The sequence below is a fragment of the Sphingorhabdus pulchriflava genome (assembly GCF_003367235.1).
Taxonomy (GTDB): domain Bacteria; phylum Pseudomonadota; class Alphaproteobacteria; order Sphingomonadales; family Sphingomonadaceae; genus Sphingorhabdus_B; species Sphingorhabdus_B pulchriflava.
On record NZ_QRGP01000001.1, the window covers coordinates 2014773 to 2039628 of the forward strand.

The 24856-nt window shown below is 57.3% G+C and carries 29 protein-coding genes and 1 riboswitch; of the genes, 10 read left to right on the forward strand and 19 right to left on the reverse strand.

Translation table 11 applies throughout. From position 1 onward, the window contains the following. Positions 1 to 5: 5 nt before the first annotated feature. The 3 genes from DXH95_RS09990 to DXH95_RS10000 all read right to left on the reverse strand — a co-directional run bounded on the left by DXH95_RS09990 (position 6) and on the right by DXH95_RS10000 (position 2206). The gene (locus DXH95_RS09990) at positions 6 to 383 is read right to left on the reverse strand and encodes a VOC family protein (RefSeq protein WP_115549177.1); all 378 of its coding nucleotides are present in this window, start codon (positions 381 to 383) and stop codon (positions 6 to 8) included. 23 nt (positions 384 to 406) lie between these two features. After that, positions 407 to 1732: a spinster family MFS transporter gene (locus DXH95_RS09995; RefSeq protein ID WP_181883628.1), complete on the reverse strand. Its 1326-nt coding sequence runs from the start codon at positions 1730 to 1732 to the stop codon at positions 407 to 409. 105 nt (positions 1733 to 1837) lie between these two features. Further along, positions 1838 to 2206 (reverse strand): hypothetical protein, encoded by a 369-nt coding sequence (locus DXH95_RS10000; RefSeq protein WP_147291721.1) that lies wholly within the window; start codon positions 2204 to 2206, stop codon positions 1838 to 1840. A gap of 136 nt (positions 2207 to 2342) precedes the next feature. On the opposite strand from DXH95_RS10000, the gene DXH95_RS10005 reads away from it, so the two are divergent. Next, entirely contained in the window at positions 2343 to 2870 is a 528-nt protein-coding gene (locus DXH95_RS10005) for a hypothetical protein (RefSeq protein ID WP_115549180.1), read from the forward strand. Between the two features lie 21 nt (positions 2871 to 2891). Here the strand turns inward: DXH95_RS10005 and DXH95_RS10010 are convergent, their stop codons facing one another. Continuing rightward, entirely contained in the window at positions 2892 to 3290 is a 399-nt protein-coding gene (locus tag DXH95_RS10010; protein WP_115549181.1) for a VOC family protein, read from the reverse strand. Between the two features lie 144 nt (positions 3291 to 3434). On the opposite strand from DXH95_RS10010, the gene DXH95_RS10015 reads away from it, so the two are divergent. Beyond that, positions 3435 to 3872: a hypothetical protein gene (locus DXH95_RS10015; RefSeq protein ID WP_115549182.1), complete on the forward strand. Its 438-nt coding sequence runs from the start codon at positions 3435 to 3437 to the stop codon at positions 3870 to 3872. Here DXH95_RS10015 and DXH95_RS10020 read toward each other — a convergent pair whose 3' ends face one another. Beyond that, the gene (locus DXH95_RS10020) at positions 3873 to 4184 is read right to left on the reverse strand and encodes a hypothetical protein (RefSeq protein ID WP_220272254.1); all 312 of its coding nucleotides are present in this window, start codon (positions 4182 to 4184) and stop codon (positions 3873 to 3875) included. Positions 4185 to 4271: 87 nt separating this feature from the next. Between DXH95_RS10020 and DXH95_RS10025 the strand changes: the two genes are divergently transcribed. Together DXH95_RS10025 and DXH95_RS10030 are read left to right on the forward strand one after the other, a co-directional pair. Then, complete coding sequence (locus DXH95_RS10025) at positions 4272 to 4931, forward strand: DUF2726 domain-containing protein (protein WP_239016602.1); 660 nt, start codon at positions 4272 to 4274, stop codon at positions 4929 to 4931. Between the two features lie 24 nt (positions 4932 to 4955). After that, complete coding sequence (locus DXH95_RS10030) at positions 4956 to 5450, forward strand: YaiI/YqxD family protein (protein ID WP_115549184.1); 495 nt, start codon at positions 4956 to 4958, stop codon at positions 5448 to 5450. A 53-nt stretch (positions 5451 to 5503) separates the two neighbouring features. Here DXH95_RS10030 and DXH95_RS10035 read toward each other — a convergent pair whose 3' ends face one another. From DXH95_RS10035 to DXH95_RS10065, 7 genes are all read right to left on the reverse strand, one after another. After that, entirely contained in the window at positions 5504 to 6598 is a 1095-nt protein-coding gene (locus DXH95_RS10035) for a Fic family protein (protein ID WP_115549185.1), read from the reverse strand. Positions 6599 to 6772: 174 nt separating this feature from the next. Beyond that, on the reverse strand, positions 6773 to 7612 hold the full coding sequence (locus DXH95_RS10040; RefSeq protein ID WP_115549186.1) for a S1 family peptidase: 840 nt from the start codon (positions 7610 to 7612) through the stop codon (positions 6773 to 6775). Between the two features lie 182 nt (positions 7613 to 7794). Next, complete coding sequence (locus tag DXH95_RS10045) at positions 7795 to 8511, reverse strand: haloacid dehalogenase type II (RefSeq protein WP_115549525.1); 717 nt, start codon at positions 8509 to 8511, stop codon at positions 7795 to 7797. Between the two features lie 76 nt (positions 8512 to 8587). Then, the gene (locus tag DXH95_RS10050; protein WP_115549187.1) at positions 8588 to 8815 is read right to left on the reverse strand and encodes a hypothetical protein; all 228 of its coding nucleotides are present in this window, start codon (positions 8813 to 8815) and stop codon (positions 8588 to 8590) included. A gap of 3 nt (positions 8816 to 8818) precedes the next feature. Further along, a complete protein-coding gene (gene thiC, locus DXH95_RS10055) occupies positions 8819 to 10681 on the reverse strand; it encodes a phosphomethylpyrimidine synthase ThiC (RefSeq protein ID WP_115549188.1) in 1863 nt (620 codons plus the stop codon). 37 nt (positions 10682 to 10718) lie between these two features. Next, positions 10719 to 10827: riboswitch (TPP riboswitch) on the reverse strand. Positions 10828 to 10840: 13 nt separating this feature from the next. Beyond that, positions 10841 to 11689 (reverse strand): MipA/OmpV family protein, encoded by an 849-nt coding sequence (locus tag DXH95_RS10060; protein ID WP_115549189.1) that lies wholly within the window; start codon positions 11687 to 11689, stop codon positions 10841 to 10843. A 104-nt stretch (positions 11690 to 11793) separates the two neighbouring features. After that, positions 11794 to 12345, reverse strand: coding sequence for a DUF3558 domain-containing protein (locus DXH95_RS10065; RefSeq protein ID WP_147291722.1), 552 nt, complete (start codon positions 12343 to 12345; stop codon positions 11794 to 11796). A 104-nt stretch (positions 12346 to 12449) separates the two neighbouring features. Between DXH95_RS10065 and DXH95_RS10070 the strand changes: the two genes are divergently transcribed. Next, positions 12450 to 12728 (forward strand): DUF167 domain-containing protein, encoded by a 279-nt coding sequence (locus DXH95_RS10070; RefSeq protein WP_115549191.1) that lies wholly within the window; start codon positions 12450 to 12452, stop codon positions 12726 to 12728. Positions 12729 to 12732: 4 nt separating this feature from the next. Here the strand turns inward: DXH95_RS10070 and DXH95_RS10075 are convergent, their stop codons facing one another. After that, on the reverse strand, positions 12733 to 13521 hold the full coding sequence (locus tag DXH95_RS10075; RefSeq protein WP_115549192.1) for a LytTR family DNA-binding domain-containing protein: 789 nt from the start codon (positions 13519 to 13521) through the stop codon (positions 12733 to 12735). Positions 13522 to 13680: 159 nt separating this feature from the next. On the opposite strand from DXH95_RS10075, the gene DXH95_RS10080 reads away from it, so the two are divergent. Both DXH95_RS10080 and DXH95_RS10085 read left to right on the forward strand, forming a co-directional pair. After that, entirely contained in the window at positions 13681 to 14136 is a 456-nt protein-coding gene (locus DXH95_RS10080; RefSeq protein ID WP_115549193.1) for a DUF2141 domain-containing protein, read from the forward strand. Continuing rightward, entirely contained in the window at positions 14133 to 15671 is a 1539-nt protein-coding gene (locus DXH95_RS10085) for a carotenoid oxygenase family protein (protein ID WP_115549194.1), read from the forward strand. Before DXH95_RS10080 ends, DXH95_RS10085 begins: the two co-directional genes overlap by 4 nt. 141 nt (positions 15672 to 15812) lie before the next feature. Here the strand turns inward: DXH95_RS10085 and DXH95_RS10090 are convergent, their stop codons facing one another. The 4 genes from DXH95_RS10090 to DXH95_RS10105 form a co-directional block, all read right to left on the reverse strand. After that, the gene (locus tag DXH95_RS10090; RefSeq protein ID WP_115549195.1) at positions 15813 to 18032 is read right to left on the reverse strand and encodes a putative bifunctional diguanylate cyclase/phosphodiesterase; all 2220 of its coding nucleotides are present in this window, start codon (positions 18030 to 18032) and stop codon (positions 15813 to 15815) included. Positions 18033 to 18135: 103 nt separating this feature from the next. After that, positions 18136 to 19158 carry an alpha/beta hydrolase gene (locus DXH95_RS10095; protein WP_115549196.1) on the reverse strand — a complete coding sequence of 341 codons (1023 nt, stop codon included), beginning with the start codon at positions 19156 to 19158 and terminating at the stop codon, positions 18136 to 18138. 27 nt (positions 19159 to 19185) lie between these two features. Continuing rightward, the gene (locus DXH95_RS10100) at positions 19186 to 19920 is read right to left on the reverse strand and encodes an META domain-containing protein (protein WP_181883629.1); all 735 of its coding nucleotides are present in this window, start codon (positions 19918 to 19920) and stop codon (positions 19186 to 19188) included. Positions 19921 to 19955: 35 nt separating this feature from the next. Continuing rightward, entirely contained in the window at positions 19956 to 20741 is a 786-nt protein-coding gene (locus DXH95_RS10105) for a class II aldolase/adducin family protein (protein ID WP_239016624.1), read from the reverse strand. 186 nt (positions 20742 to 20927) lie between these two features. Here DXH95_RS10105 and DXH95_RS10110 point away from each other — a divergent pair, with 186 nt between their 5' ends. From DXH95_RS10110 to DXH95_RS10120, 3 genes are all read left to right on the forward strand, one after another. After that, positions 20928 to 21548 (forward strand): beta/gamma crystallin-related protein, encoded by a 621-nt coding sequence (locus DXH95_RS10110; protein WP_115549198.1) that lies wholly within the window; start codon positions 20928 to 20930, stop codon positions 21546 to 21548. 28 nt (positions 21549 to 21576) lie between these two features. Then, on the forward strand, positions 21577 to 21885 hold the full coding sequence (locus DXH95_RS16125; RefSeq protein WP_181883630.1) for an MliC family protein: 309 nt from the start codon (positions 21577 to 21579) through the stop codon (positions 21883 to 21885). Between the two features lie 203 nt (positions 21886 to 22088). Then, positions 22089 to 22274, forward strand: a complete 186-nt coding sequence (locus DXH95_RS10120) for a hypothetical protein (RefSeq protein WP_115549200.1) — start codon at positions 22089 to 22091, stop codon at positions 22272 to 22274. 45 nt (positions 22275 to 22319) lie between these two features. Here DXH95_RS10120 and DXH95_RS10125 read toward each other — a convergent pair whose 3' ends face one another. Beyond that, entirely contained in the window at positions 22320 to 23876 is a 1557-nt protein-coding gene (locus DXH95_RS10125; protein WP_115549201.1) for a GmrSD restriction endonuclease domain-containing protein, read from the reverse strand. 127 nt (positions 23877 to 24003) lie between these two features. Then, positions 24004 to 24624, reverse strand: a complete 621-nt coding sequence (locus DXH95_RS10130) for an SOS response-associated peptidase family protein (protein ID WP_115549202.1) — start codon at positions 24622 to 24624, stop codon at positions 24004 to 24006. Positions 24625 to 24856 lie beyond the last annotated feature (232 nt).

Consider the following 24856-nt stretch of genomic DNA (forward strand, 5'->3'; position numbering starts at 1 on the left):
ATGCCTTACATCGGCTTGGGTTCCCACAATTCAATCTTTCGACCTTCCGGGTCCATGATGTGCGCGAAGCGGCCATTGGCTTCATCGGGAAAGGTTTTGACCGGTTCCACGCCATGTTCAGCGCAGCGGGCGAGCATGCCATCCAGATCATCGACCATCAGGTTGAACATGAAATCCTTGTCCGAAGGCGCAAAATAATCCGTGTCGGCTTTGAAGGGCGAAAAGACCGTAGCCGCCCCCGGATGCGCGGCAGCGGCCTCTGGGGTAAAAATAATACCCCAGGGCTCCACCTTGATACCAAGCACCCGCGCATACCATTCATTGGTTGCGGACGGATCTGCCGATTTGAAAAACAGCCCGCCAAGACCGATAATATTGGCCATCGTCGATCTCCCTGAGCCAGTAATCAGTTGAACTCAAACCGGCCGGGCAAACCGCTCTCGATCCGCGCCTTGTCGCGGTGGAACCAGCGTCCAGCGAGGAAGAAGGCCGGAAGTGCCAACAGCGAGGCGACCGACATAGTCATCGCTGCATGGGTATAAGGCTCCAGACTGCCCGCCGTGCGGAACATGTCAATCAACCAGCCGGTGCCGGTAATGCCCAAGCCAAGGCCCACAACATTCAAGCACAATATGTTGAACGCGATCACCGTGGCGCGTGCGGTGGGCGGAGAGAGTTCCTGTATCGTCGAAATAGACGGGCCGTAAAAGGCGCAGAGGATGAAGATACCCAGCCCGATCCCCGGCACGAACAGCGCCGAATCCGCTGGCAGGATGCGAAAGATCACCGAAAATGGCCCGACAATCAGGAACATCCAGAACAGCAGCATCGCCCGGCCCGATTTTCGGTATTTGTACCACCAATCGCCAGCAAAGCCTCCAAACAGCGTTCCTGCGATTCCGGCAACCACCGTGATAAAGCCGGTCAGCTTTGCGATTTCGGCACGTTCGAACCCGCGTTCCTCGACAAACCAGATCTGGTCGAACGCCGCCGCGCCCACCGCAAAGTGCAGCGCAACCCCGCCGCCGATCATCATGCACAAGGCCGGCGATTGCTTCAATGCAGCACCGAGCACCCGCATATGCCCGCGCATGCCGGGCCCATGTTCATGGTGCTGTACACTCGGCACGCGCGGGTCGCGGACAAACAACATAAACACTGCAAACAGCATTCCCACCCCGCCCAGCAGATAGAAGCAATTGCGCCAACCAATTGTCGGCCCCAGATAGCCCGCGACCAACAGGCTGAGCCCGGCCCCCACCGGTACACCAAGATAATAAAGCGCCGCCGCCATCCCGAGTTGCGAAGGCCGGAATCGGTCGGCGAGCAAGGAGGTCGCCGCAGGCGTCAGCGCCGATTCCCCAACGCCGATCAACGCGCGCGGGATCGCCATCGATACGAAACCTTTCGCAGCGCCACTCGCCGCGGTCAGCAGGCTCCAAACCGCAATCGCCGCAGCAATCAGCTTTCCCCGGTGCATCCGGTCGGCCAATATCCCCATGAACAATCCGGCAACCGCGTAGAATATGATAAAGAACAGCCCAGTCAGCAGGCCATATTGGGTGTCGGTCAGCCCGAGCTCGGGTTTGATGAAGTTCGCAAAGCTGGGCAGCAATTGCCGGTCGACAAAGTTCAGCACATTGATGATCGTAAGCAGACCGAGCAGCCCCCATCGGGACGCGGAATCCTGAACGGATTCCTGCTCCGCAGCCTCTAACTTATTGGCGGACATCGGCTCTCCCTCCTCATCCCGTCCGGCCACCATGGGTGAGCGGACGAGGGATGCCAAGAGATATTATGCGGCCCGCCGGTTGTTTTATGGCCCTAACGTTTTGGGCTAACTGCACATCCGGCTGCGTTCATTTTCCCAATAATGGCGTTCTTCGAGCAAGGCGTTGTGCTGATCCACGGCCGCGCGATGGCCTTCGTCATTCTCAATCCGGTACGCATAATCGGCCAGCTTTTCGGCCAGAATCTGCGCCTCCTTCAGATCAGAGATCAGCCCGTCCAAAAGCGCGCAGCCCCGCGCAAAATCCCTTTCGGTTTTCATGTCCGTCTTGGCTTCGTTAACGCGATCAATCGCTTTGTTAAATTCGCGGATGGTGCTGTTGTACTGGAACACATAAAAATCGCGTCCCTGCGCCACCGCCGTCTGGGGTAAGGCCAATGCTAAGCAGATCAGCAGCGACAAAATGTAGCGGCGCATGGCGGGAAGTTCCTTCGGGACACGGTTTGATGACATCCCATAACTTTCCCGGACGGCAAAAAATTGGAAAAATCGCGCAAATCCCAATCCCGCCAATTATAGGGCATGTTTGGCAATTCCTTTACGCAACCATGCTATGGGCGATGCCATGATATCCGGCAGGAAAGACAAGGACATATTGGCCTATCACCGCAGCGCGCGGCAGGATGTGCGCGCCTGGGCGATGTTCCTGATCGGCGCAGTGTTCGTCTTTGCCGGATTGACCATCGACCCGCAAAGCAACTGCAACGAAGCCGGTGAATGCGCGCCTTGGCTGGTGCCAGTGGCGTTGGTGATGGGTGCAGCGGTGGGCTTGGGCGGGCTCGGGCAATTGCTCGCCAACCCCAATCGCGGCAGCCATATCGATGCCGAAAGCGGCAGGCTGATCTGGTGGCAAAACCGGTTTGGCCGCAGCGGCGGCGACGAAGGCAGCATAGACCCCGCCGACATCGCGCTGATCCGCATCATCAAACAGGATGAAAGCAGCGACGGCATTCACCTCTACAACCAAGCGGGCGAGCGCCAATTCTACTTTGACGAGGAAGTCATCGGATGGGACCAGATGGCATGGGCCAAGGCGATGACCGACCGCTGGCCGCATATCAAGCTGGAGGTCCGGGGCTAGGCACCTGTACCCGCAATGGGCTCAGCGGTTGAACTCCACCAGATCCCACAAATTGCCATAAAGATCGGCAAAAACCGCCACCTTTCCATAGGGCTGCACCGCAGGCGGGCGGATCCATTCGACCCCGACCGCTGTGTACGCCGCATGATCGCGGTCGAAATTGTCAGTTGCAAGGAACAGGAACACGCGGCCGCCGGTCTGATTGCCGATAAAGGATTCCTGCTCGGGCTTCGATGCGCGGGCGAGCAATATCGTGGTGGCCTCCTCCGCTGCACCGGGCGGGCGGATGAGTACCCAGCGCTTGTCCTGTTCGGGCTGATATTCGTCGGCAACCTTTGTGAAGCCGAGTTTTCCGACGTAAAAGCCAAGGGCTTCGTCATAGTCACGCACGACAAGGGCGATGTGGGCAAGATGGGGCATGGCCCGACAATGGCGGATTTGTCCGCGCAGTAAAGCGCCAAAATTCTTCCGGAAGAGCTAGCACAAGCACAGCATTGACAGATTTAGTGATATAATACACCACTACAGTTTGCCGCACCCAATTCCGGTGCATGGGGGAATATCATGAAGACGCTCAACGACACCCAATTGCCACCCGTCGCCATGTGGCGGATCAACGCGATGCGGTTTTTGTTCCTGCTGATGGCAGGTTTCATGGGGGCGATGTTTGTCTGGCCGCAATTGCTGTTTGAATGGGCCGACTGGGATGTGAACCGCGGCCTCGCCAAATCGATGCTGGCGGCGCTCGCCCTGATGAGTCTGCTCGGCGTGCGCTATCCGCTGCAGATGCTGCCACTGATGCTCTATGAAATTGCGTGGAAAACGATCTGGATCGTCCTGATCGCGGGTCGCGCCTGGATGGCGGGCAAATGGACGCCCGATATCGAAGGGCTGTTCTACGACTGCATCGGCATCATCATCGCCTATTTCATCGTGCCGTGGCGCTATGTCTGGGCGCGCTATTTCGTGCAGCCGATGGAGCCGTTGCGCAAGACGGCGTAGCTATTTCGCCAGCCGTTCCCGGTTGCGGCGCACGCGGCGCGAATAGTGAGCGATGCTGCCGCTGAGGATCTGATCGGGGCTGGTGCCGAGCTTTCCGGTCATCAGATCAAAGCCCAGCGCCATGTTCGCGGCGACCTTTTCCGAAACCATCCGCTCCGCCTCTTTCACTGCCGCCGGGCCGCCAAAGGCCAGCGTACCCAGCCGCATCGCGATCACCATGCTGGATTCAGCAGCCAGCGCCCAGGCATCCATCGTGATGGTGAAGTGGTTGGGGCGTCGTGTGCGGACGGGGGAGTTTGTTGGGCTGGTCATATAACGCTGTCCTAGCCGGATGAGGGAGAATGTCACGCGGGGATTGCCAAAGGCATCGATTTGTTGACCATTTATTTGTCATTCTTCATGATAATTAAGATTATGCCACCAGAATTACTTGCCTTGATTGACCGGCCATTGGTTTTGCTCGCGGTACTCGCTGTCGGAGCCGCGATCGGTATTGGCGTCGAACGGCTGGTTGAAGGCCAAAAGCGTGCAGAGCGCCGCGCCTATTGGCAGGGGCGCAATTCTGGCAAGCGTGGCGGCAAGACAATAGCCTTGAAAAAGGACGGGTTGGCCGAGGCGGCAAAAGCCAACGGCACCGCGACCGATCAGCTTGCCCGCGTGATGGAGGCGGATTTCAGCGCACGGCCCTTGCTCAACAAACCTGAGGCCAATCTGTTCAAGGCGCTCGACGCAGCCGTAATCGCGCGCAATCCCGGCTGGCAGGTAATGGCGCAGGTATCGCTGGGCGAATTCCTGTCGAGCCCGGACAAGGATGCCTATTGGGCGGTCAATTCAAAGCGTGTCGATTTCGCGCTGATGAATCCCGACGCACGTGTCATCCACGCCATCGAATATCAAGGCAGCGGCCACCACCAAGCCGGAGGTGCCGCCGCCGCGCGCGACGCAGTGAAGAAGGAAGCGCTGCGCAAGGCGGGCATCGGCTATCATGAGGTGGTCGCAGGGCACACCACGGCGGGTGAGTTGAAGCGGCTGGTGGAGAAGTTGGTGCCGGGGGCGTAATTGCTCTATAGCCCCCGCGTAGAAATGACGACCGACAGCCCCGATCCCCTGCCCGATACTTCGCCCTCCGCTGGTCCACGCATTCTCGTCGACGCCGATGCGTGTCCGGTGAAGGAGGAGATTTACAAGGTTGCCTGGCGCCGCAATGTGGCCGTCGTGCTGGTCAGCAATGCGCGCTTTCGCATTCCCGACCACCCGCTGATCTCAAGGGTCATTGTCTCAGACAGTTTCGACGCGGCGGATGATTGGATCGCGGAGCAAGCCGGGCCGCGCAGCATCGTGATTACCGCCGACATATTGCTCGCCGACCGCTGCCTGAAGGCGGGCGCGGTGGTGATCGGTAACAACGGCAAACCCTTCACCACCAGCTCCATCGGCGGCGCCATAGCCACCCGCGCCATTATGGCCGACCTGCGCGCCGTAATGGACGGGATAACCGGAGGCCCCGCGCCCTTTGCGAAGGCGGACCGCTCAAGGTTTTTGCAGGCACTGGATGCGGCTTTGGTTAGGTTGGGGTGATTAAGGGCTGGGTTTAATTAGGATTAGGGTTGGCGACTAATGAAAGGTAGCCTTTAATTAGGCCTTCCTTCTCCTGTAAACAACGCCACTAGCGGCGCGTTGACGAAATAGACATTACGCCCCGACTGATGCTTCACCAGCAAGCCCGCAACAGCTAACTGATCAAGATATTTGGCAGCAGTTTGCCTAGACACGCCGATCTCGTCGACGATGTAGTCGATGCGCGTGTAAGGGTGCCGGAACAGGTTGTTCAGCAAATCCTGAGAATAGATTTTGCCATGCTCGGATCGGATTTTCTGTTTATACTCGGCCATAAGGTTTCGGATGCCCGTAATTAGGTCGATGGTTTCTGCCGATGTCTCGGCCACCGCCGTTAGCATGTAAATTAGCCATGGTTCCCAATTGCCGGTTTCCCGAACGGACTGCAGCAATCGGTAATAATCGGCTTTATTGCGAGTAATGTAACGACTGAGATACAAGATTGGAATATCGAGCAGCCGTTGTTGCGTCAGATACAGCACATTGATGATGCGTCCCAACCGGCCATTGCCGTCGGGAAATGGGTGGATACTTTCAAACTGATGGTGGATAATCGCCATTCGCACCAGAGGGTCGATATCCTTATAAGCATCGTCATTGATGAACTTTTCCAGCGCGGTCATGTGGATGACGATGTCATCGCCGTTTTGCGGCGGGACATAGACGATCTCGCCAGTTTGGTCGTTTTTCAGTGCCGTTCCTGGCGTATTGCGAAAACCACCATCGGTGCGCTTTAATATCTGAAACATTGAAATGATCGAGTTGTTCGAAATGATGCCCTGCCTTTGGCGCGCATCATCCAAGCCAAGCCGCAGTGCATCCCGATAAAGCGCGACCTCTTTCGCCGCCGGTGAAGAAGGGTTTTCCGGAAACAATGTAGCTTGGAACAACTCGTCCTGCGTGGTGACGATATTCTCGATTTCAGAACTTGCCTTGGCTTCCTGCAGCGAAAGCGTGTCGATAAGAATGCCCTGATTGGGAATAGTTGCCGCACGGCCTTTTAGCTCCGCCAGAAAGCGATGAGCTACAGCCGCGATTTTAAGAACCGCTTTGCTTTCAAGCTCCCCCGGCGGAGGAAGGTCGGGGATTTGGTATGTCTCTTTTAACATGTGCGCGGGATCTGACCAGAATTAGCAATTTTGCTAACATATCAGGAAAACATGTTAAGGAAAGTAGATTATTTTAACATGTTTGAAGATGGACTGAATTTTGCCGGTTCTAACACGTGTAACTGATACTCACCCCGCAACTGCTCCAATCCAGTTGTTATCGAAATTCAGCCTTTAAGTGAGCGTAAAACTGTCATCGATTCCAGACTTGGAAATTGTTTCGATCAACTCCGCGGGCCAAACGATTCCGAGTTGTGCATCAAGCGCATCGGCGTGAGCCAGACGACCGCTATAGAGACCGAGAAACTTTGTCGCGATCTGAGCGCCTACTACCAGGGCTCCATTATCACTTAAGAAAGAACCGATCGAGCGAAGAAAAACCGGAGCACCAGACATGCCTTCACGAGAAGCACTATCGATTAAAATCCGACGCGATCCTTCTTCGTCACGAAACAGATCAGGTTCGCTTGCTATGGATGCCCGTTTCCAGATTGGTAGCCCACCTTCAACAATTCCTTTTGGGTAGCCGACTATAAAGGCCTCAGCACCCACGGGCGCCGCAATTGGCTGTTGAACGAGTTCGTTGACGGGACTGGCAAGAGCCGTATCGGGTATCGGACCAAGTAATTTCAGAAGGGCAATATCCACCTGTTCGGCTGCTACCGGGTGTACCTTCCAAAGGGCACGTCCAGATGAGTCATAGAGAGGCTGATTTAGAATCAAATCTTGCCCCGAATTCCCGGTCTTAAAAGTTGCTTTGATCCGATCAGGTCGCCCCCCATTCCTCGATATGGGTTGTCTGGTTGCTGGATGGGTTCCGGTCAGATTATGCCAGGCCGTAACTAACCCAGCCCCTGCGGACGACTTCCAAAGAAAAGAACTACCAACAGCCAGCAGAACGTCGCCAAAATACATTTCCAAACGAACAACACTCGCCGAAGCTGGGTCGATCCCTATAGTCCGCATTGCAATCTGCGTCTCGGGGCTGCCCATGGTACCTAAATGCTTCAACATCCACTCCTATTGCGCAGGTCAAATAAGGAATTACCGCAATAACAGGAATTTTTGGAATTTCGATTTGTCTTATTTAGCCATCAATCATGCTCCAAAACACCCAGCCCCATATATAATTCGCGCCCAGCCCCATCATAGACCCTCCTCATCGTGGCCATGCCAGCCGCGACCCTACCCCCCCATCAACACCCCATCCGCTCAGCAAGCTCAGTCAAACTCCCCGCCTCATAATCCCATGGCTGCTGGAACTGCAGATCGGGCGCCGGGGCGCCGCCATATTCCAGCGGACGGTGGATGAAGGCGGTTTGCAGGCCTGCGGCGCGGGCGGCGAACAGGTCTCCATGGTGCGCGGCGACGAGGCATAGCTCGCCGGGTGCGATATCCAGCGCCTGCGCCGTGCGCTGATAGGCGGCGGGGGCGGGCTTATAGGCTTGTGCAACCTCCGCCCCCAATATCGCATCCCATGGCAGGCCCGCATGCCGCGCCATGTTCACCAGCAAGGCGATATGGCCGTTGGAGCAGGTGACGAGCGGGAAGCGCCGCTTCAGCCGGTTCAGCCCTTCGACGCTATCGGGCCAAGGCTCCAGCCGGTGCCAGCCCATCACCAGCGTGTGCCGATCCGCCTCCGCCAGATCGAGCTGCATATCGACCAGCAACGCGTCGAGCATTTCGCGGTGCAGGATATCGAGCTTCACAAAGCCGCGCCCCGTCTGCCCGAAATCACGCATCCCGATCAGATAGCGCATCCGCCAATCATCGGTGAAGGCAAAGGCATCGATATCGGGGCGGCCCACAGCGCTGAGCACCTGCCCAACCAAGGCCGCAATGCTCGTCCGCCAGTCAACGACCGTGCCGAACACATCGAATGCCAATGCTTTGGGCGGGGTATTTGCTGTCATGGTGTCAATCCTCAATCATGCTCGCGGTCGCCCTGCCCCATATAGAGCTCGCGCCCGGTTTCGTCATAGACCTTGCTCATCTCCGCCATGCCCAGACTGCCAGAAGGAGTGCCAAAACACCGGCAACTATCGCGCCAGCTCCAGCAACAACGACCATGCCATCGCTATAGCTAATGCCCGATGCAGCATCAAAATACTGCCCTTCCTCTCCATAAGGCAGCGCGCGCCGCACCAGCCACAACCGGACCAAGCCGACGGTCAGAAGAGCGGCGGCAAGAGCAGCGATGACCTTTAGTGCACGCATAGCCTAGTCATGCTCACGGTCACCCTGCCCCATGTACAACTCCCGCCCGGTTTCGTCATAAACCTTGCTCATCTCGGCCATGCCGGCCTCGGCCTCTTCCACGGCGACAAAGCCGTCGGCGGGCTGGTTTTGCAGCTTGGCAAATTCGCGCACTTCCTGGCTGATCTTCATCGAGCAGAATTTCGGCCCGCACATGCTGCAGAAATGCGCGGTCTTGGCGCCTTCTGCGGGCAGTGTCTGGTCGTGATATTGCTCCGCCGTATCGGGGTCGAGGCTGAGGTTGAACTGGTCGCGCCAACGGAATTCGAAGCGCGCCTTGCTCAGCGCATCGTCGCGCACCTTCGCCGCCGGGTGGCCCTTGGCCAAGTCCGCCGCATGCGCCGCCAGCTTGTAGGTGACAACGCCGACCTTCACATCGTCGCGGTCGGGCAGGCCCAGATGCTCCTTGGGCGTGACGTAGCAAAGCATCGCCGTGCCGTACCAGCCGATCATCGCAGCACCAATGCCGCTGGTGATATGGTCATATCCCGGCGCGATATCGGTCGTCAGCGGCCCAAGCGTGTAGAAAGGCGCTTCGCCGCACGCCTCCAGCTGCTTGTCCATATTCTCCTTGATCTTGTGCATCGGTACATGGCCGGGGCCTTCGATCATCACCTGCACATCCTGTTCCCAGGCGCGCTTGGTGAGTTCGCCCAGCGTGTAAAGCTCGGCAAATTGCGCTTCGTCATTGGCGTCGGCGATGCTGCCGGGGCGCAGGCCGTCACCCAGCGAATAGGCGACGTCATAGGCCTTCATGATTTCGGTAATCTCGTCAAAGCGTTCGTAGAGGAAGCTTTCCTTGTGATGCGCGAGACACCATTTCGCCATGATCGAGCCACCGCGTGAGACGATGCCCGTCACGCGCTTCGCCGTCAGCGGGACATAGGGCAGGCGCACGCCCGCATGGATGGTGAAATAATCGACGCCCTGTTCGGCTTGCTCGATCAGGGTATCGCGGAAGATTTCCCAGGTCAGTTCCTCGGCAATGCCGCCGACCTTTTCGAGCGCCTGATAGATCGGCACGGTGCCGATGGGCACGGGCGAATTGCGGATGATCCATTCGCGGGTGTCGTGGATGTTGCGGCCGGTGGAGAGGTCCATCACCGTGTCCGCGCCCCAGCGGATCGACCAGACCATCTTGTCGACTTCGCTGGCGACGTCAGACGCGACCGCGCTATTGCCGATATTGGCGTTGATCTTCACCAGGAAATTGCGCCCGATCGCCATCGGCTCGCTCTCGGGGTGGTTGATGTTCGATGGAATGATCGCCCTGCCCCGCGCTACTTCCTCACGGACAAATTCGGGGGTGACATAATCGGGAATCGCCGCACCAAAGCTTTCGCCGTCGCGGATATATTCAGCGAGCCGGGCACGGCCCAGATTTTCGCGTTCCGCCACATATTCCATTTCGGGCGTGATGATGCCGCGGCGAGCATAGTGCATCTGGCTTACATTCATGCCGCGCTTTGCGCGCAGCACTTGCTTGCGGACATTGGGGAAAGGCGCGACGCCGCCGCTGCGGTCGGGGCCGAGCTGGCCATTATCCTCGGGGCGCACCTCACGCTGGGTCACTTCCTCGACATCGCCGCGCGCGACGATCCATTCACGGCGCAACTCGGGCAGGCCCTGCGCGATGTCGATGTTCGCATTGGGGTCGGTATAGGGGCCGCTGGTGTCATACACCCGAACCGGCGGCTCGCCGCTCGACGGCTCCAGATAAATCTCGCGCATCGCGACCTTATAGGGGCCGACATGGATTTTCTTCGAACCACCGATCGGGCCGGTGGTGACGGCGGGTTGTTCTGTGCGTGCGGGGGCGTCGCCCATAATTTCTCTCCATATCAACGGAGAAAGGGCGGAGTTTCGAATGAAGCCGCTCCCTCCCTCCGCCCGTGCTAACGGGTTCAGGTTCAACGGGTCGGATGGAGCTTACCCATCCCTCTCAGCCACAGCAGGCTCCCCGGGGATGGGGGGATGATAGAGGGGTCAGAAGCTATAGGCAATCCCTGCCACCGCCAGAAACTGGTCAGCATTGCCCGCGTCGCGTACAATCGGGCTGCGCGAATATTGGCCGAGCAGTCGCTTATAGCCGGTCAACGCGAACAGGCCCCAGCCCTTGCGGTTGTCGCCACCCAGATCGTGGGTGAGGAGCAGCGTGGTACCGATGCTTTTGAACCCTGCGCCATCGGTCGCATAAGCGGGCAGCGCGCCGGGTGTGGCCAAAGCGGGGACGTCGAAATAGGTGCGGCCATAGCCCGCCCCGACATAGTCCGCCGAAACCCCCAACCGGGCAAAAGTCCGCTGCGATACCGGGCTCGACAGCGACAGGCCGGGGCTGAGGATGAAACTGTCATGCGCGCCTGCAACGTCATGGACGAAGCTCAGGTCAAATGTCAGGCTGGCGGGCGGAATCAGAAAGCCCTTTTTGCCGATGCCGATATGCCCACCAAGCTCGACAGCGGTCTCGCGCGTGCCGAGCAGCGCGACGCGCGGGTCATCGAGATCGCTACGGCTCGTCCGCTCCAGCCGGATTTGCGCGACCGGGCCGAGGATCAGGTTGAGCTTGCTGTCATCGGCATCGCGGATCAGGTCGACATAGATGTTGGTGCCACGCACCTGGAAATCAAAACCATCGACCTTGCCTTGAATCACCCCGCCGGGCTGGAAGCCATAATCCCCCGACCCTTCATATTCGGGCGCTATGCCACCGCCGATGCCCAGCGTCAGGCTGTTGCGATCGGGCGCGGGTGGGCCATAAGGCGCCTGTGCAGAAGCGGGAACGGCGGTGGCGGCCAGTAGCAACGGGGCCAACAGGGCATGGGACAGCGCGTTCATCGAAAACTCCTGATATATCGCCCCCCGGTCAGTGTCCCGCTAGCAGCCGGTACCGCCCGGGGCACGACAGGAGTTTGCCCTATAACACAGTCGAGCGTCAGGATTCAGGGAATACGGCGCATCGACAACAGCTTTTCCTGCGTCGCTGCATTGCTTTCGGACGCGTCCATCATCGGCAAAATCTCGATCGACACATTTTGCCGGTTGTAGTTCAAATATCCGCCCGTTTCACTGACAAACTGCATCCATGCACCATCGGGGTCACCCGCAATGTCCACCTTGCGGCCTGGCTTCATCTTTTTCATCGAGGCCACGGCCATGTCGAAATAGCCGGGATCATGGGCGATGAAATTGATCCGCAGACTGCCTTTGTCACCCTTATAGGTGCAACCCGACATCTGCCCCATCTTTTCCGGTTCGGTGGTTGCAATGGTGATGCCAAAGGTCTTTCCGACCTCTTCCTTAGTGAAAATGCACGGGTCTTTGAGTTTGGCCGGATCCATCGCAGCGACACTTGGCTTTGGTTGGGATGCTGGCTTGGCAGATACAGAATCGGGTTTGGCCTGCGCGTTTGCTGCCGGGTCGGCGGGGGCACTCTCCCCACCACAGGCTGCCAGCACTAAAGTCAGCGGGAGAAGCGAGAAAAAGCGGGACATGGTTGATTCCTCCAATAAAGCCCGCCCGTCTAACGCCTATCCGGGCCGATGCGCGCTACCTATTGGGGTAGGAAATCGCTGTTACGCCATGCTAATGCCGCGCCATGGCCAAAGCGAACGACCTGTCCGTTTCCGATATCTGCGCGTTGATCGATGCGAAGGGCGAACTCGCACTGCGTGTCGTACCCGGCGCAAAGGTGGAACGCGCGGCAATCGAAAATGGTGCGCTCAAATTATGGACCCGCACTGCACCCGAGGATGGCAAAGCGACCAAGGCGGTGCTGGCGCAGCTTGCCGGGCTGCTCGGCATCGCTGCACGCGACATCGAACTGGTCAGCGGCGCGACGAGCCGGGAAAAACGCGTCCGTATCCGCCAAGCCTAAGGCGTTAAATCCAGCCGTTCGATTTGAGCAGCAGGCGGCGTTCTCGAGATACCGGCACGTCCAGCCCATTTGTCAGGCGCAGCTGCAACGCATTGCCTGCGGGCACAGCTTCGACAACTGCATGGCGCGCAACCCACCAGCTGCGATGGACGCGTAGCCCGTCGATCCCGCCCACCGCATTTTCCGCATCGCCCATGCGCAACAGGACCAACGCATTTCCGGCCTCTGTATAGACCCGCAGATAATGATCTTCGGTCTTCATGCAGAGGATCTTCCGGCCGAGATGGCGCGGCAGCTTGTCGAACAAAATCTGCTCTGCGCCCGCTGACAGGCTGGATGCTGCTTCGCCGACAAGGGGCTGCGATGCCGCAATGTGGACCGTATCATTTTGGAGTATCAGATGAATGATAAATTGCAGCGGCAGGCACAAAACGGCCACCGACGGATATAGCTGCCAGAAAGCGGACAGCCGGATATTGCTGTTGAGCGCCGGACCCAGCGCATGGACAATCAACGTGGTGGGTATTGCTGCAATGATAGCCGACAGCGGCAACCAGATGCGTGGCGGAATATCCCGGGTGCGGGCGGAACCCTGCGCCACCAAGTGCAGAGCGTAAAGCAGATAGCAGCCGAAAATGCTCGACAATGCCCAGAAAGCCGTAAGCTCCCATAAGGTGAAGATGTCAGCCGTGCGAAAGGGCGCGAGCAGCGCGAGCAACAGCCCCGTTGCGACAGCAAGGCCCAGAATCTTGCCGTGCGCGGTCGCAGAAGTTGGGTGGCTGGTTTCAGGCATCGGGGCGCTTCTCTAGCATTTCACGCAGACATTTCCACCGTTCACGAAGCGCCAACCGGCATTCACGCAATCGCGCTTGCTGCCCCTGTCCTGCCTTGCCCATCTTTGGTCGCACTCGCTGGCATATCCCCCGCAGCCAGCCCAACACAGGAACCCAAAATGCGACTTTCACTCTGGATGTTACCGACACTCATCTGCGCAGCATCGCTGTTACACGCCATCGACAGCGCGGAATGCGCCGACAAGGATGGTCTGGTTTTGACACTCAAAGTCGAAGGCGTCCGTTCGTCCAAGGGACAGATACGGGCAGAGCTTCTCGGCAAGCAAGCCGATGATACCAAAGCCAAAACGGTGACCTTTGGCGTCAAGGATGCGCGGACCGGAAGCGTAGTTATCGAATTTCCCGGCCTCACCCCCGGCGACTATGCCGTCCAGCTTTACCATGACGAAAATGCCAACGGCAAAGTCGACATGAATATGGTTGGCATTCCGCTGGAAGGCTTCGGCTTTTCCAATACACCCTTGGTCGCAGGCGGTATTCCGGAATTTGACAAAATGAAGGTCAGCCTCTCCGCCGACGCCTCCACCACCGCTGTTTTGGCCTACGCCCCATGAGTGGCCCACACAGGACGGAAGCCAGCAGGCGCGGGTTCCTAACGGGCACTGCAGGCGGTCTTGCAGCCTTCGCCGCTACCCGGAGCCTGCCTGCCTTTGCGCAAGAGCCCTATCATCCGATCGACGAAATTGCCCCCGCATTTGCCAAAGCGCGCGCATCGGACCCAAGGCTTGCTGGCTTTGCCAACGCAGCGGGTGAGTTCGATTTCACGCATATCCGTATCGAAGGCAAAATCCCCAAAGGACTGCGCGGAGCCTTCTACCGCAACGGCCCGGCCCTGTTCGAACGCGATGGCGTCCGCTACCGGCACTGGTTCGACGGCGATGGTCTGGTGCAGCGTTGGTCGGTCGGCCCGTCAGGCATCAGCTATCGCGGCCGTTTTGTCGCGACACACAAGCGCGCGTTGGAGGAAAAGGCCGGCAAGTTCGTCGTCGCCACCTCGGGCGGCGGTATTGCCATCAAGGCACCGCTCACCGGATCCGACAGCACTAACCCGTCCAACACCAGTATCCTGCCGGTCGATGGGGCGATGTGGGCGCTGTGGGAAGGCGGCAGCGCAGTCGAGTTGGACGCCGAAACGCTGGCAACCAAGGGCTATGTCGATCTCGGACAAGGCTCCAAGGGCGCCCCGTTCAGTGCACATCCGCGTGTAGGCGAAGACGGTCGAATCTGGAATGTCGGTTCACTGGGGTCGCGCGTCATTCTCTACCGGCTCAGCAAGAATGGAAAGCTGGAACAGGCCCGCATCCAGCCACTTGGCCAGCCCGGTTATTATCACGACTTTCTGCTGACCAGCCGGTCACTGGTGGTCATTCAAAGTTCGACCCAATCCGACGCCACCCGGTCGATCGAAAATGGCAGTTTCGGAAGCATGCGAGCTATGCCCGGCAAACCCATGAAAGTACACATTTTCGACCGTGAAACTTTTGATCTGATACGCCAGACGGAACTGCCCGAGGGCTTCGTTTTCCATTTCGGCAATGGCTGGGAAGAGGAAGACGGCACGATCCGTTTTGACATGGCACACGATCGCAATGGCGACCTGATGCTGGAATTTTTCAAGCCGATGCGTGGCATTTTTCCGGATTGGAACGCCCGCGCCTATCGGGTCACCCTGCCCGCCAAGGGTGCACGTCTGGTCGAGCCGCTGCAAAAGCAGGTCGAGTTCCCCAAAGTCAATCCGCACTTTGAAACCAGGCGGAATCGTTTTGTTTATATGAGCACCATGGCCACGGCGGGTCGCACTGACTGGTTTGATGCGGTGGTCAAAATCGACCTGGAAAATGGCAAGGATCAGGTCTTCCGCTATGGCCCGGAATGGATGATCGAGGAACATCTGTTCGTTCCCCGTCCCGGCAGTGTCAAAGAGGATGATGGCTGGCTGGTCGGTACCGCACTCAACTGGAAAAAACAGAAGAGCGCTCTCACCATTTTCGACGCCGCGCATCCGGAGCGTGGGTTTCTAGCCCGGGGCTGGCTCGACACCGCGATGCCGCTTGGACTGCATGGCCAATTTGTTCCTGCATCAGCCTGACACGAACGAAATCGCGCTGGGTAACAAGCAGCGCGCAGGAGCGGGGAGGCGCACACCACCCCTGCAATCTTCCCGCTCCTATCCGTTAATCGGGATCAGCCGAGGCACAACCAACCGGTTTTCATCTGCATTTGGCTCCGTTTAGGCTGCTTTCCAGTCGCCTACGGTGTTGAATGCGGGCAGGCCCTTCTTGCGAACCGGCTCTTCATTTTCGTCATAATAGCCCGGCGGCAGATTTTTGATCGGCATCCCCGCCGCTGCCATCATATAGGGCGAAACGCGACGGCTGGTGCAGAGGCCGCCATTGCCATCATTGACCAGTCGCTCCTCGAATTCCAGACCCTGCTGCGGGCCCATGGAACGAACCACGGTTGAAATCGCCAGCTGGCCGTCGCCAAAGTCGAGTACGAATCTTGTGCCCAGCGGCACATCTTCGATACCCTCGATCAACGCGCCCGAAACCGACAGATTGCGCAACACGACATTATAATAATGATCCTCATGGATCGCGCCGATCTTGCGATACATTGACTGGCGGTCGCTGCGCTGGACGGCAGGGCCGGCGGGGGTGATTTCCCATTCGCCGGCTTCGCACCGCTCCAGCAGCACGTCATTGGCGACTGGCTGGCTGTACACATAACCCTGCACATGGCTGACATGCAGGTCGCGGATCAAATCGAGCTGATCGAGCGATTCAATGCCTTCCGCCGTCGTTTCCATCCCCAGTGCGTTGGCAAGGGCGACGATCGCCGAAATGATCGCTCCGTTGCGCGAACCGGGTTCTGTCGCACCGCGCACAAAGCTCTGGTCGATCTTGATCTTGTCGAACGGCGCGGTCTTCAGATAGCCGAGCGAGGAATAGCCGGTACCGAAATCGTCAAGCGCCAACCGCACGCCGATGTCTTTCAGTCGCTGGAACATGTTGTCGGTATCATCCGAATCCTGCAGGAACACGCTCTCGGTGATTTCCAGTTCGAGCCGCCCCGGTGCCAGGCCGGAAACCGAAAGCGCTTCCCTGACCAACTTGGGAAGGGTGTCCTTGGCGAACTGGATGGGTGACACATTCACCGCCACCTTCATAACCCCCGGCCAGGTAGCTGCCTCTTCACACGCCTTGCGCAGCGCCCATTCGCCCAGTTCACCAATCATATTGGCTTCCTCGGCAATCGGGATGAACAGTGCCGGAGAAATGTTACCTCGCTCCGGATGGTTCCAGCGCATCAGTGCCTCAAATCCGGTGACGATATTGGTCTGTGCGTTGACGATGGGCTGATAGGCCAGCCAGATTTCATCGCGCGAAATTGCGTCGCGCAAATCTTCTTCCAGAACGCGCCGGTCTTCGGCGGCCTGCAAAAGATCGCTCGAATAGAAACGGAAGCGCCCGCGACCACCGCCTTTGGCGGCATAGAGCGCAAGGTCGGCGTTGCGGATCAGGTCTTCGCTTGATTGCCCGTCAAAGGGACTGACAGCTATGCCGACCGATGCACCAATGATGCAGCGGCTGCCGTCGATCGAATAGGGGTGCGACAGGCTGCGGATAATCTTGTCCGCCATGTCGCCAAGCTCACCGCGATCATCCTGATCCTGCAATATGATCTGGAATTCGTCGCCGCCCAGACGGCTGACCTTTTCGCGGTCGCCAACCACTTTGATCAACCGTTCGGCCACCTGCTTCAGCAGCGCATCCCCAGCGGGATGGCCCAGCGTATCATTGACCTGTTTGAACCGGTCGAGGTCGATGAGCATGATGGCACAAGCGCGCTTCTGGAGCTGGAAAGCCGACAATGTGCTTTCGAGCAACTTGGCCATACGGTGTCGGTTGAGCAGCCCGGTCAATGCGTCATAGGTCGCCAGCCGATCATTGTCCTTCGACGCACGGCGTTGTTCGGTGATGTCGGTACCGCTGCCGCGATATCCGGCAAATTCGCCATTGGCATTGTGATAGGGTCGACCCGACACCGCCCACCAGATTTCATCTTCGGTTTCGGATGCCTGCAAAGCCAGATCGTCAAATTTTGACTGGCGCATCAGCACCCAGGGCAAAGTACGCTGCCGGTCTTCGCTGCTGTCTGGCTTCAGGAATAGCTCGACAAAATCCTTGCCTGTCAGTTCGTCGCACGATTTTCCGAGGCGCTGGCACACCGACTCGCTTAGATAGGTTATGCGGCCTTCAGCATCGGTCGACCAGAACCAGCCACGCCCGCTTTCTTCAAAATTCTGTAGCAATAACAACGCGTCTTTCGACGTCGCAGCGGGCGACGCCGATGGCTGGCGCTGGCCCAGCTTACCGAGCAAACCACGGGCTGACGGCTCAGCCGATTTCTCGCTGGTTGCTCCCCATGAAAATTTTCTTGCGGCCATTATGTTCTGGTTTCCTGTCGGATTACCAGACGCGTTTATCCATATCGCGTTTCAGAAGCGTAAACGTTAGAATTATTGCCGCAACCATTCGCAAATTTTACATTTATCGGTTTGGTAGGGTCGGCTTGGGTGCAGCCTGTTGCGATGACAATGCCGACAACCATTCGACCGATTGTTCCAACGCCTTGTTCCCTGCCTCGATATCCAGATTGAACTGATATTCGTGGCTCAGCGGCGGCACATAATCTTTCGGGTAGAAAAGACTTGTCACCTTTACGCCTTGAGCCCGCAATTGCCGGTCAAGCACAACCGATTGCGGGCCTAGCGGATCGGCATTTCCCGCGCTGATGAATGTCGGCGGAAAGGCTGGTGTCAGATAATTTCCGAGCGAAAAGGTTTCGAAACCCGGTACATCTCTCCAGTCGCGCTTGCCGCTATAGGACCAGGTAACCGTGCGCACGAACCAGCCGATGACGCCGCCTTGACCGGCATCCAGTGCGGCAGCGTCATAAACCCCGCAATAGAGTAGAGCGCCCTTCATCTCGGCGGCTGCGATCGGCGCCTTCACGCCTACTTTTTGCGCGTAATCGGGGGCGGTAACAATATTGGCGAGTTGCGCCGCCAACTGCGCCCCGGCTGAATCGCCCGCAAAGACAAAGGCGTCGCCATTGATACCCAGCTTTTCGGCGTTTTGATCGAGATAAGCCACTGCGCGCCCGAACTGCCGGACCGGCGTCGGATAGGTGGCCGTGGGAGCTATGGTGTAGTCAACATTGACGACGACAAAGCCCCTGCCCGCCAGCACCTTCAGATAGTTTTCAATATCGCTGCGCCGCCCCGAAACAAAGCCTCCGCCGTGGATCCACACCACAGTGGGCTTGGTCAGGTCGGCATTTGCCGGTCGGTAGATGTCAAGAAAAGCGTCGGCATCTTTCGCGTCGTATTGGATGCCCTTTTGCGCCGTCACATTGTCAGGCAAATGTTTGACCAAGGCGTCCGACGCGGATTTGGCACCGCTGTCGAAAATTGCGCGCACTACCCAGACACTGGGCCAGGGCGTGATGTAGAGGACGGTAACCGCGGCGAGCGCGATAAATGCAACCAGGCCGAGGAAAAATTTCTTCATGCGGTTACCCTCCCCTATCGGTTTGGCTTATTGCGGCGGGACAGCCTCCCACGAGTAAATCCCTGCATCAGCCTGCAGCGCCAGATGCAATTGTGTGCCGCGAATGGTGTAGCTGCGGATGAAACCCATATCGCGAGCGATGGTCGAATCCATCGCACCCGGCTGGCACATTGCGCGGGTCATCGCCCCGCCGCTGATTGTCAGGCCGCCGCCCGTCGGAGAGCTCGGCTGCGCTTCCCACTTTCCTGCCAGACGGTTACAATCGAGCTGCGCCGAGAGCGAGCCGTCACTCGCAAAGGTCAGCACATATTTTTCCGGATTGGGCGGAACCTTGGTACCGATGCTGTCGTCCATCGACTGGAACTGCACCAGACGCCAGGTCGTACCCGGCAGGCCGCGGGTGATGGGCGGGCTCACGGGCGGTTGCACCTGCGGCGGGTTGGCCGGATCAAATTCAAAGCAACTGAGTTCTTCACCATTGGGCTCCGTCCAGGTAGCATCCGTGCCCTTGCCGCGCAGGCTGTGGCCGTCTCCGGCATAGGAATAGCCCGAACCGGTCGGCTGTTGCATCAGATTATAGGTGTTCGCACCAACTTTCACTGCAGCCTTTTCACCGGTGAAGATCACGTCGAGACGCTTGCCGACACCGCACATATAGCTGGCTTCGACCGCTTCTGTCGGCGGTGTGACTGTTTCGTCGCCATAGGTTGCGCAGCCAGCCAGCATCGTCACCGATACAAGTGCCCATATCGCCTTCTGCATAACCATCACTCCTGCAATTGCTGGGTTAGTTTGAATTAGTTCCTGTAGCTGGGATCAATCCGGTCGAGCTTGCGCAGCAAAGCAGGCCAAGCGAGGCTTTGCGCAACCATCGCCATGCCACCAGCAGGCGACTGGCCCTCGACCTTGCCCTCGACGCCCTGCGGCGGGGTGTGGAGGTTTTCGCGACCTGCAGAGAGCATCTTCACCTGCGCATCGCAGGCACGCTCAAGGAAATAGAGCCGCAAGAAACAATCGGCGACGCTCTGCCCCACGGCCAGCGTGCCGTGGTTGCGCAGGATCATCGCATGCTTTTCGCCGAGATCCTCGACCAGCCGTTCGCGCTCGTCCAAGTCGGTCGCGATGCCTTCATATTCGTGATAGGCGACATTGTGCTTGGCGATCATCGCGGTCTGGGTGTGCGGCAGTAGGCCCTCCGCCATCGCACTCACCGCCTGCCCGGCAGGGGTGTGGAGGTGCATCACCGCATGGGCATCTTCACGTGCCATGTGGATCGCCGAGTGGATGGTGAAACCGGCGGGGTTCACCGGATGCGCGGTCGGCACCACCGGCTGCCCCTCAACGTCGATTTTCACGAGCGAAGAGGCAGTGATCTCCTCAAACATCATGTCATAGGGGTTGATCAGGAAATGATGCTCCGGCCCCGGTACGCGCGCGGACAGGTGGGTGAAGATCAGGTCGTCCCAGCCATAAAGCGCAACCAGCCGATAGGCCGCGGCGAGATCAACGCGCACCGCCCATTCTTCTGCGCTCACCGTGCCGCGGATATGCTCGTCATTGGCGGCGGTCGCCGTGTTCATCATTACCGACATGGGTCTCTCCCGTAATTGCTCTCATCTGCTGTGAGTCGCAATATCGCGATTGCGGGCGTCATGCCAGCCCCGAATGGCAGGCGGTAGGGTGTGTGTAGCGCTGGATTGCACATAACATTCGCCATCGCCTAAACTTATAAAATAATGTAACAATCGAGTCGGTAGGAGGGCAATATAATGAAAGTTTTAGTTTCTGCAGTTTCCCTTGCGGTACTGGGCCTGACAGGCGCCGCGTTGGTTAGCCAACCCGGCTATTCGCAAAGCGATCCTGAGGCCAGCCGCTTCATGGTCCAGCCCGAAGCGACGATTTATCGCGATGCCGGCTATCGCGGCCCGGCGGTTTTTGTGGGTGAGGAAGAGCGCGATCTGGGGCTCAACTGGCGGGTCAATGCGATCCGCGTGAAATCGGGCCGCTGGCAATTGTGCGAACGCACCAATTTCCGAGGTACCTGCCATATTTTTGACTCAAGCCAGTCGATGCTCGACACGCCCTTTCGCGGGCTCGTGATCCAGTCGATGCGCCCTATTGGTGGCGGTATCGGCGGTGGTGGCGGCGGGATGAATGACGGCGGCCCTTCGCTGCGCGGCCTGTCTTCGCAATATTATGCGCAGCCGACCCAATATGGCTTCCGCGTCCGCGCCTGCGCAGGCATTTCCGCCACCGCAAGCTGTGCCGCGCGCAATGCCGACACTTTCTGCCGTCAGATGGGCTGGAACGGTGCGGCATGGCAAACGATGGAAACGGTCAACCGCGTCACATATCTGTCCGACGTACTATGCACACGCACAGGCTATTGAAATCAAAGCTTCACTGGGGAGTATGGCAATGAAGAAACTAATGATCCTTGCGCCGATGGTGCTGCTGGCAGGCTGTGAGTCGATTGGCGGGCCGGGCGTCAGCGAATATTATGAATGCAATCGCGGAACGAAGCTGAAGGTCGATAATATCGGCCAGGCCGCAATCCTCGTCAGCGTGAATGGCGGTCGTGTCATGGGGCTGAACCGGATCGAAAGCCCGTCGGGCAACGAATATTCGAGCGGTACGTACAGCTTCAGCAAAAATGGCGGCACCGTCACATGGACGGTCGGTCGCATGGCACCCGAAAGCTGCTCGACCGTGGCCGTCCCGCGCTAATCGACGCCCGCCCCTCTCTCCTTCAGGGGAGAGGAGCGAGACTTATGAGCGCAGCGCATTAGTCGCAGCGGAGAGGAGCTGCGACGGTAAGATTGCGCCCCCCTCCCCCTCTCAACTGCGCCTAACTGCTTTCAGCAGTAAGGCTTGTATCTCTCCCCTGAAGGAGAGAGGGGGGCTGGGCATAGCTATTGATAGGAACCCCCATGATCCCCTTCGTCACCCTGATCGACACCCGCGGCCAGAAAATCTCGGTCAATGCAGAGATAGTCCAATTCGTGAAAGCCGCCGACAATGCATCCGACGAATGCCTCGTGGTGTTCGGGAAAGACCAGTTGCTGCGCGTGCGCGGCACGTTGGAAGAGGTGACCAGGGTTTTGAGTGAAGGGTGAACGAAAAGTTCATTTTAGCACGATCGAAGCGCTATTTTTGAATATTCAGCCCTTTAAACTGTTGCAATATGGATGTGTAGGCTGACAGTTCGAAGGGTCTCCATCGCCTCCATCTTCTTTTCTCTTTACGTGGTCGTACGAAATTGATTTCGCTGGATCGAGGTACCCATTACACAACGGACACTTCAAAGATTGTTTCAAAGCATCGCGCAAAAATGCTGAGCTTTTAGCATCGTCTGTGAAATTAGAACCTGGCTTCGATTGGATAGAATAAAGCCTACTTTCCAATCGCAAAGTTTGAGCGATCCCATCAGGAGTAACCTCTGCTCCTGTTATTAAGGATTCTAACATATAATTTATTACTTTTTTTGCGCCGTCCAGCCTTTGTTTACTACCGACCGCAGATATCAATAGCGTTATTATTGTTTTATGTTCTATCAGAAGCTCTTCTAGTCTACCTCTATTTTCTGTAAAATTTTTGAACCATGACTTGTCATTGTTTCGCACTTTTTCCGCAAATATTGCAAAAACAGCCATCATAAGCGGAGGGTAATGCCTTCCTTTACTTGTATAAAAATATACAAACGGGTGCAATCCGAGGCTTCGCGGTCTATTTCCGATAAGTCTAGATGTTACAGCTTCTAAGTCTTTCAATATTTCTACTGTTTCTGATCCATCTTCATCATCTTTATAATGTTCAACAGGTTTTGCATTTGGCTCCACCATTTCGCAGAGGCTAATCAATAAATCGAGAGAGTCTGTTACAGAAGCAGCTCCTCCAATAGGTAAGTCTATAGTTTTGATAGGAGTGTCGATTTCAGGAGAAAATAGAGCCTTGTGGATAGCCGATGCCTTAGCTTCGATTTCTTGTTGAACAGATGGATCGAATTTTGACCAATACTGATGACCGGTCGCAGATCTAACAACGGAACGAGCTGCAATTGCGGGCGCCTTTCTTCGATTTTGCAGTATCCGACCTTCTGTCGGATCGAGAACCGACCCTTGGGTGTTTATCTTAAAAAAAGATGACTCGGCCTTATCTGCATCGCCATAAATCCATTGCACTTGTAGACCACGCCGCGCGAAATTACCAATTCGTCCAGATATCTTAGGATCAACTTCTGAAGTGTCACTAGATATTTGAGATGAAAAGTGCTGAAATGTACCTACTTTCTTTTCAACCTCTAGTTTTGTCTTACGGGCCAGCTTTTTCTGCGAATTAGGAATTAGTCCATTAAAATATTTATATGAGTGAGGCCCATCGCCATAGTCATCTAACACCCATGCAAGCAACGCACTTAGCCTATGACCTCCATCAATTACAAATATATGAGATTTCGGTCCCCACAGAATGACAGCAGGTATCAACTCACCGTCAAGAAAACTTTCAATCAATGTTGATATTTGATTTGGTGACCATTGCGTAGTTTCACGTTGAAAATCAGGTTTTCTCAAAAGCTTAGGAAGCCAAGCCCCTTCACCAGCTAAATCTTTTAATGCGATTTCAGCAAAATTGTTCGGGGACTGCGTTACCTCACTTTGATCGATTGAAGCGAAGTCTGATCTTTTGATCATCGCATCTAGATTAACCGTCCCCGCCATGACATCTCCACAACCAAATCTATAATAACATAACGTAAGTGATATTTTTATTTCAATCAACGATGTAATCAGATGCAACAGTAATGGGTTGCGGTTCCACTCCAGTGAGACTTCCTCTATTTCGCCCCTACCCCACCCCCATCAACTGCGACGGAAACGGCACCGCCAACGCTCGCGCTTCGGCGGCATTGCCCTCCAGCCAGCGGGCATAATCGCTTTCGTGCAGGATCACCGGCATCGCCTTTGGGTGTAGCGGCGCAACCAGCGGGTTGGGTTCGCAGGTCAGAAAGGCAAAGACCTTTGCCCCCGCGGCATCCAGCCGCCACAGCCCGGCAAAGGCGCCGATAGGGCGTTCCTTTAGCGTGAACCAATGCTCCTCCCGCCCTGCGCCGATCTTTGGCTCGGCAAAGCGGGCGAAGGGGACGAGGCAGCGTTGCTGCGGCTTTGCCAGCATCGATCGCCAGAAGGGACTATCGAGGTTGCGGATGTTGGTGACATATTTGGTCACGCTGGTCCCCGGCCTTTTGCCCGGCAGTGCCAAGGGCACGCCCCATGCCATGACATCGGCAAAGGCCCCCGCGCCCGCCTGCCGCACCACCCATGCCCTGCGCCGGGGCCAGACCTCTTCCTCGACCGCGTCTGCCTCTGCCTCTGGTGGCAGCGGGGCTTTCAGATCCCATGCGATAAATTCGCGCCATGTCGAAAGCTCTGCCTGGATTTCGGGGCTGTTGGCGTAGTGGTTGCACATAGGGTGGATGGTAAAGGCTGACAGCCAGATTGCAATCGAGCGCCCCTCTCTCCCCTTGCGGGAGAGATAGACTTGGCTTGGCGGCAAAGGCGCCTAGCAAGTCTTGAGAGGGGTGACGCGCCCCCCAACCGCGCACCCTCTCTAACTCCGCCTAAGCAGCAAGCTGCCAAGGCGTCCTATCCTCTCCCGTGAAGGGAGAGGATGTCAGCCTTCCGACCAAAGTCGGCCCCGC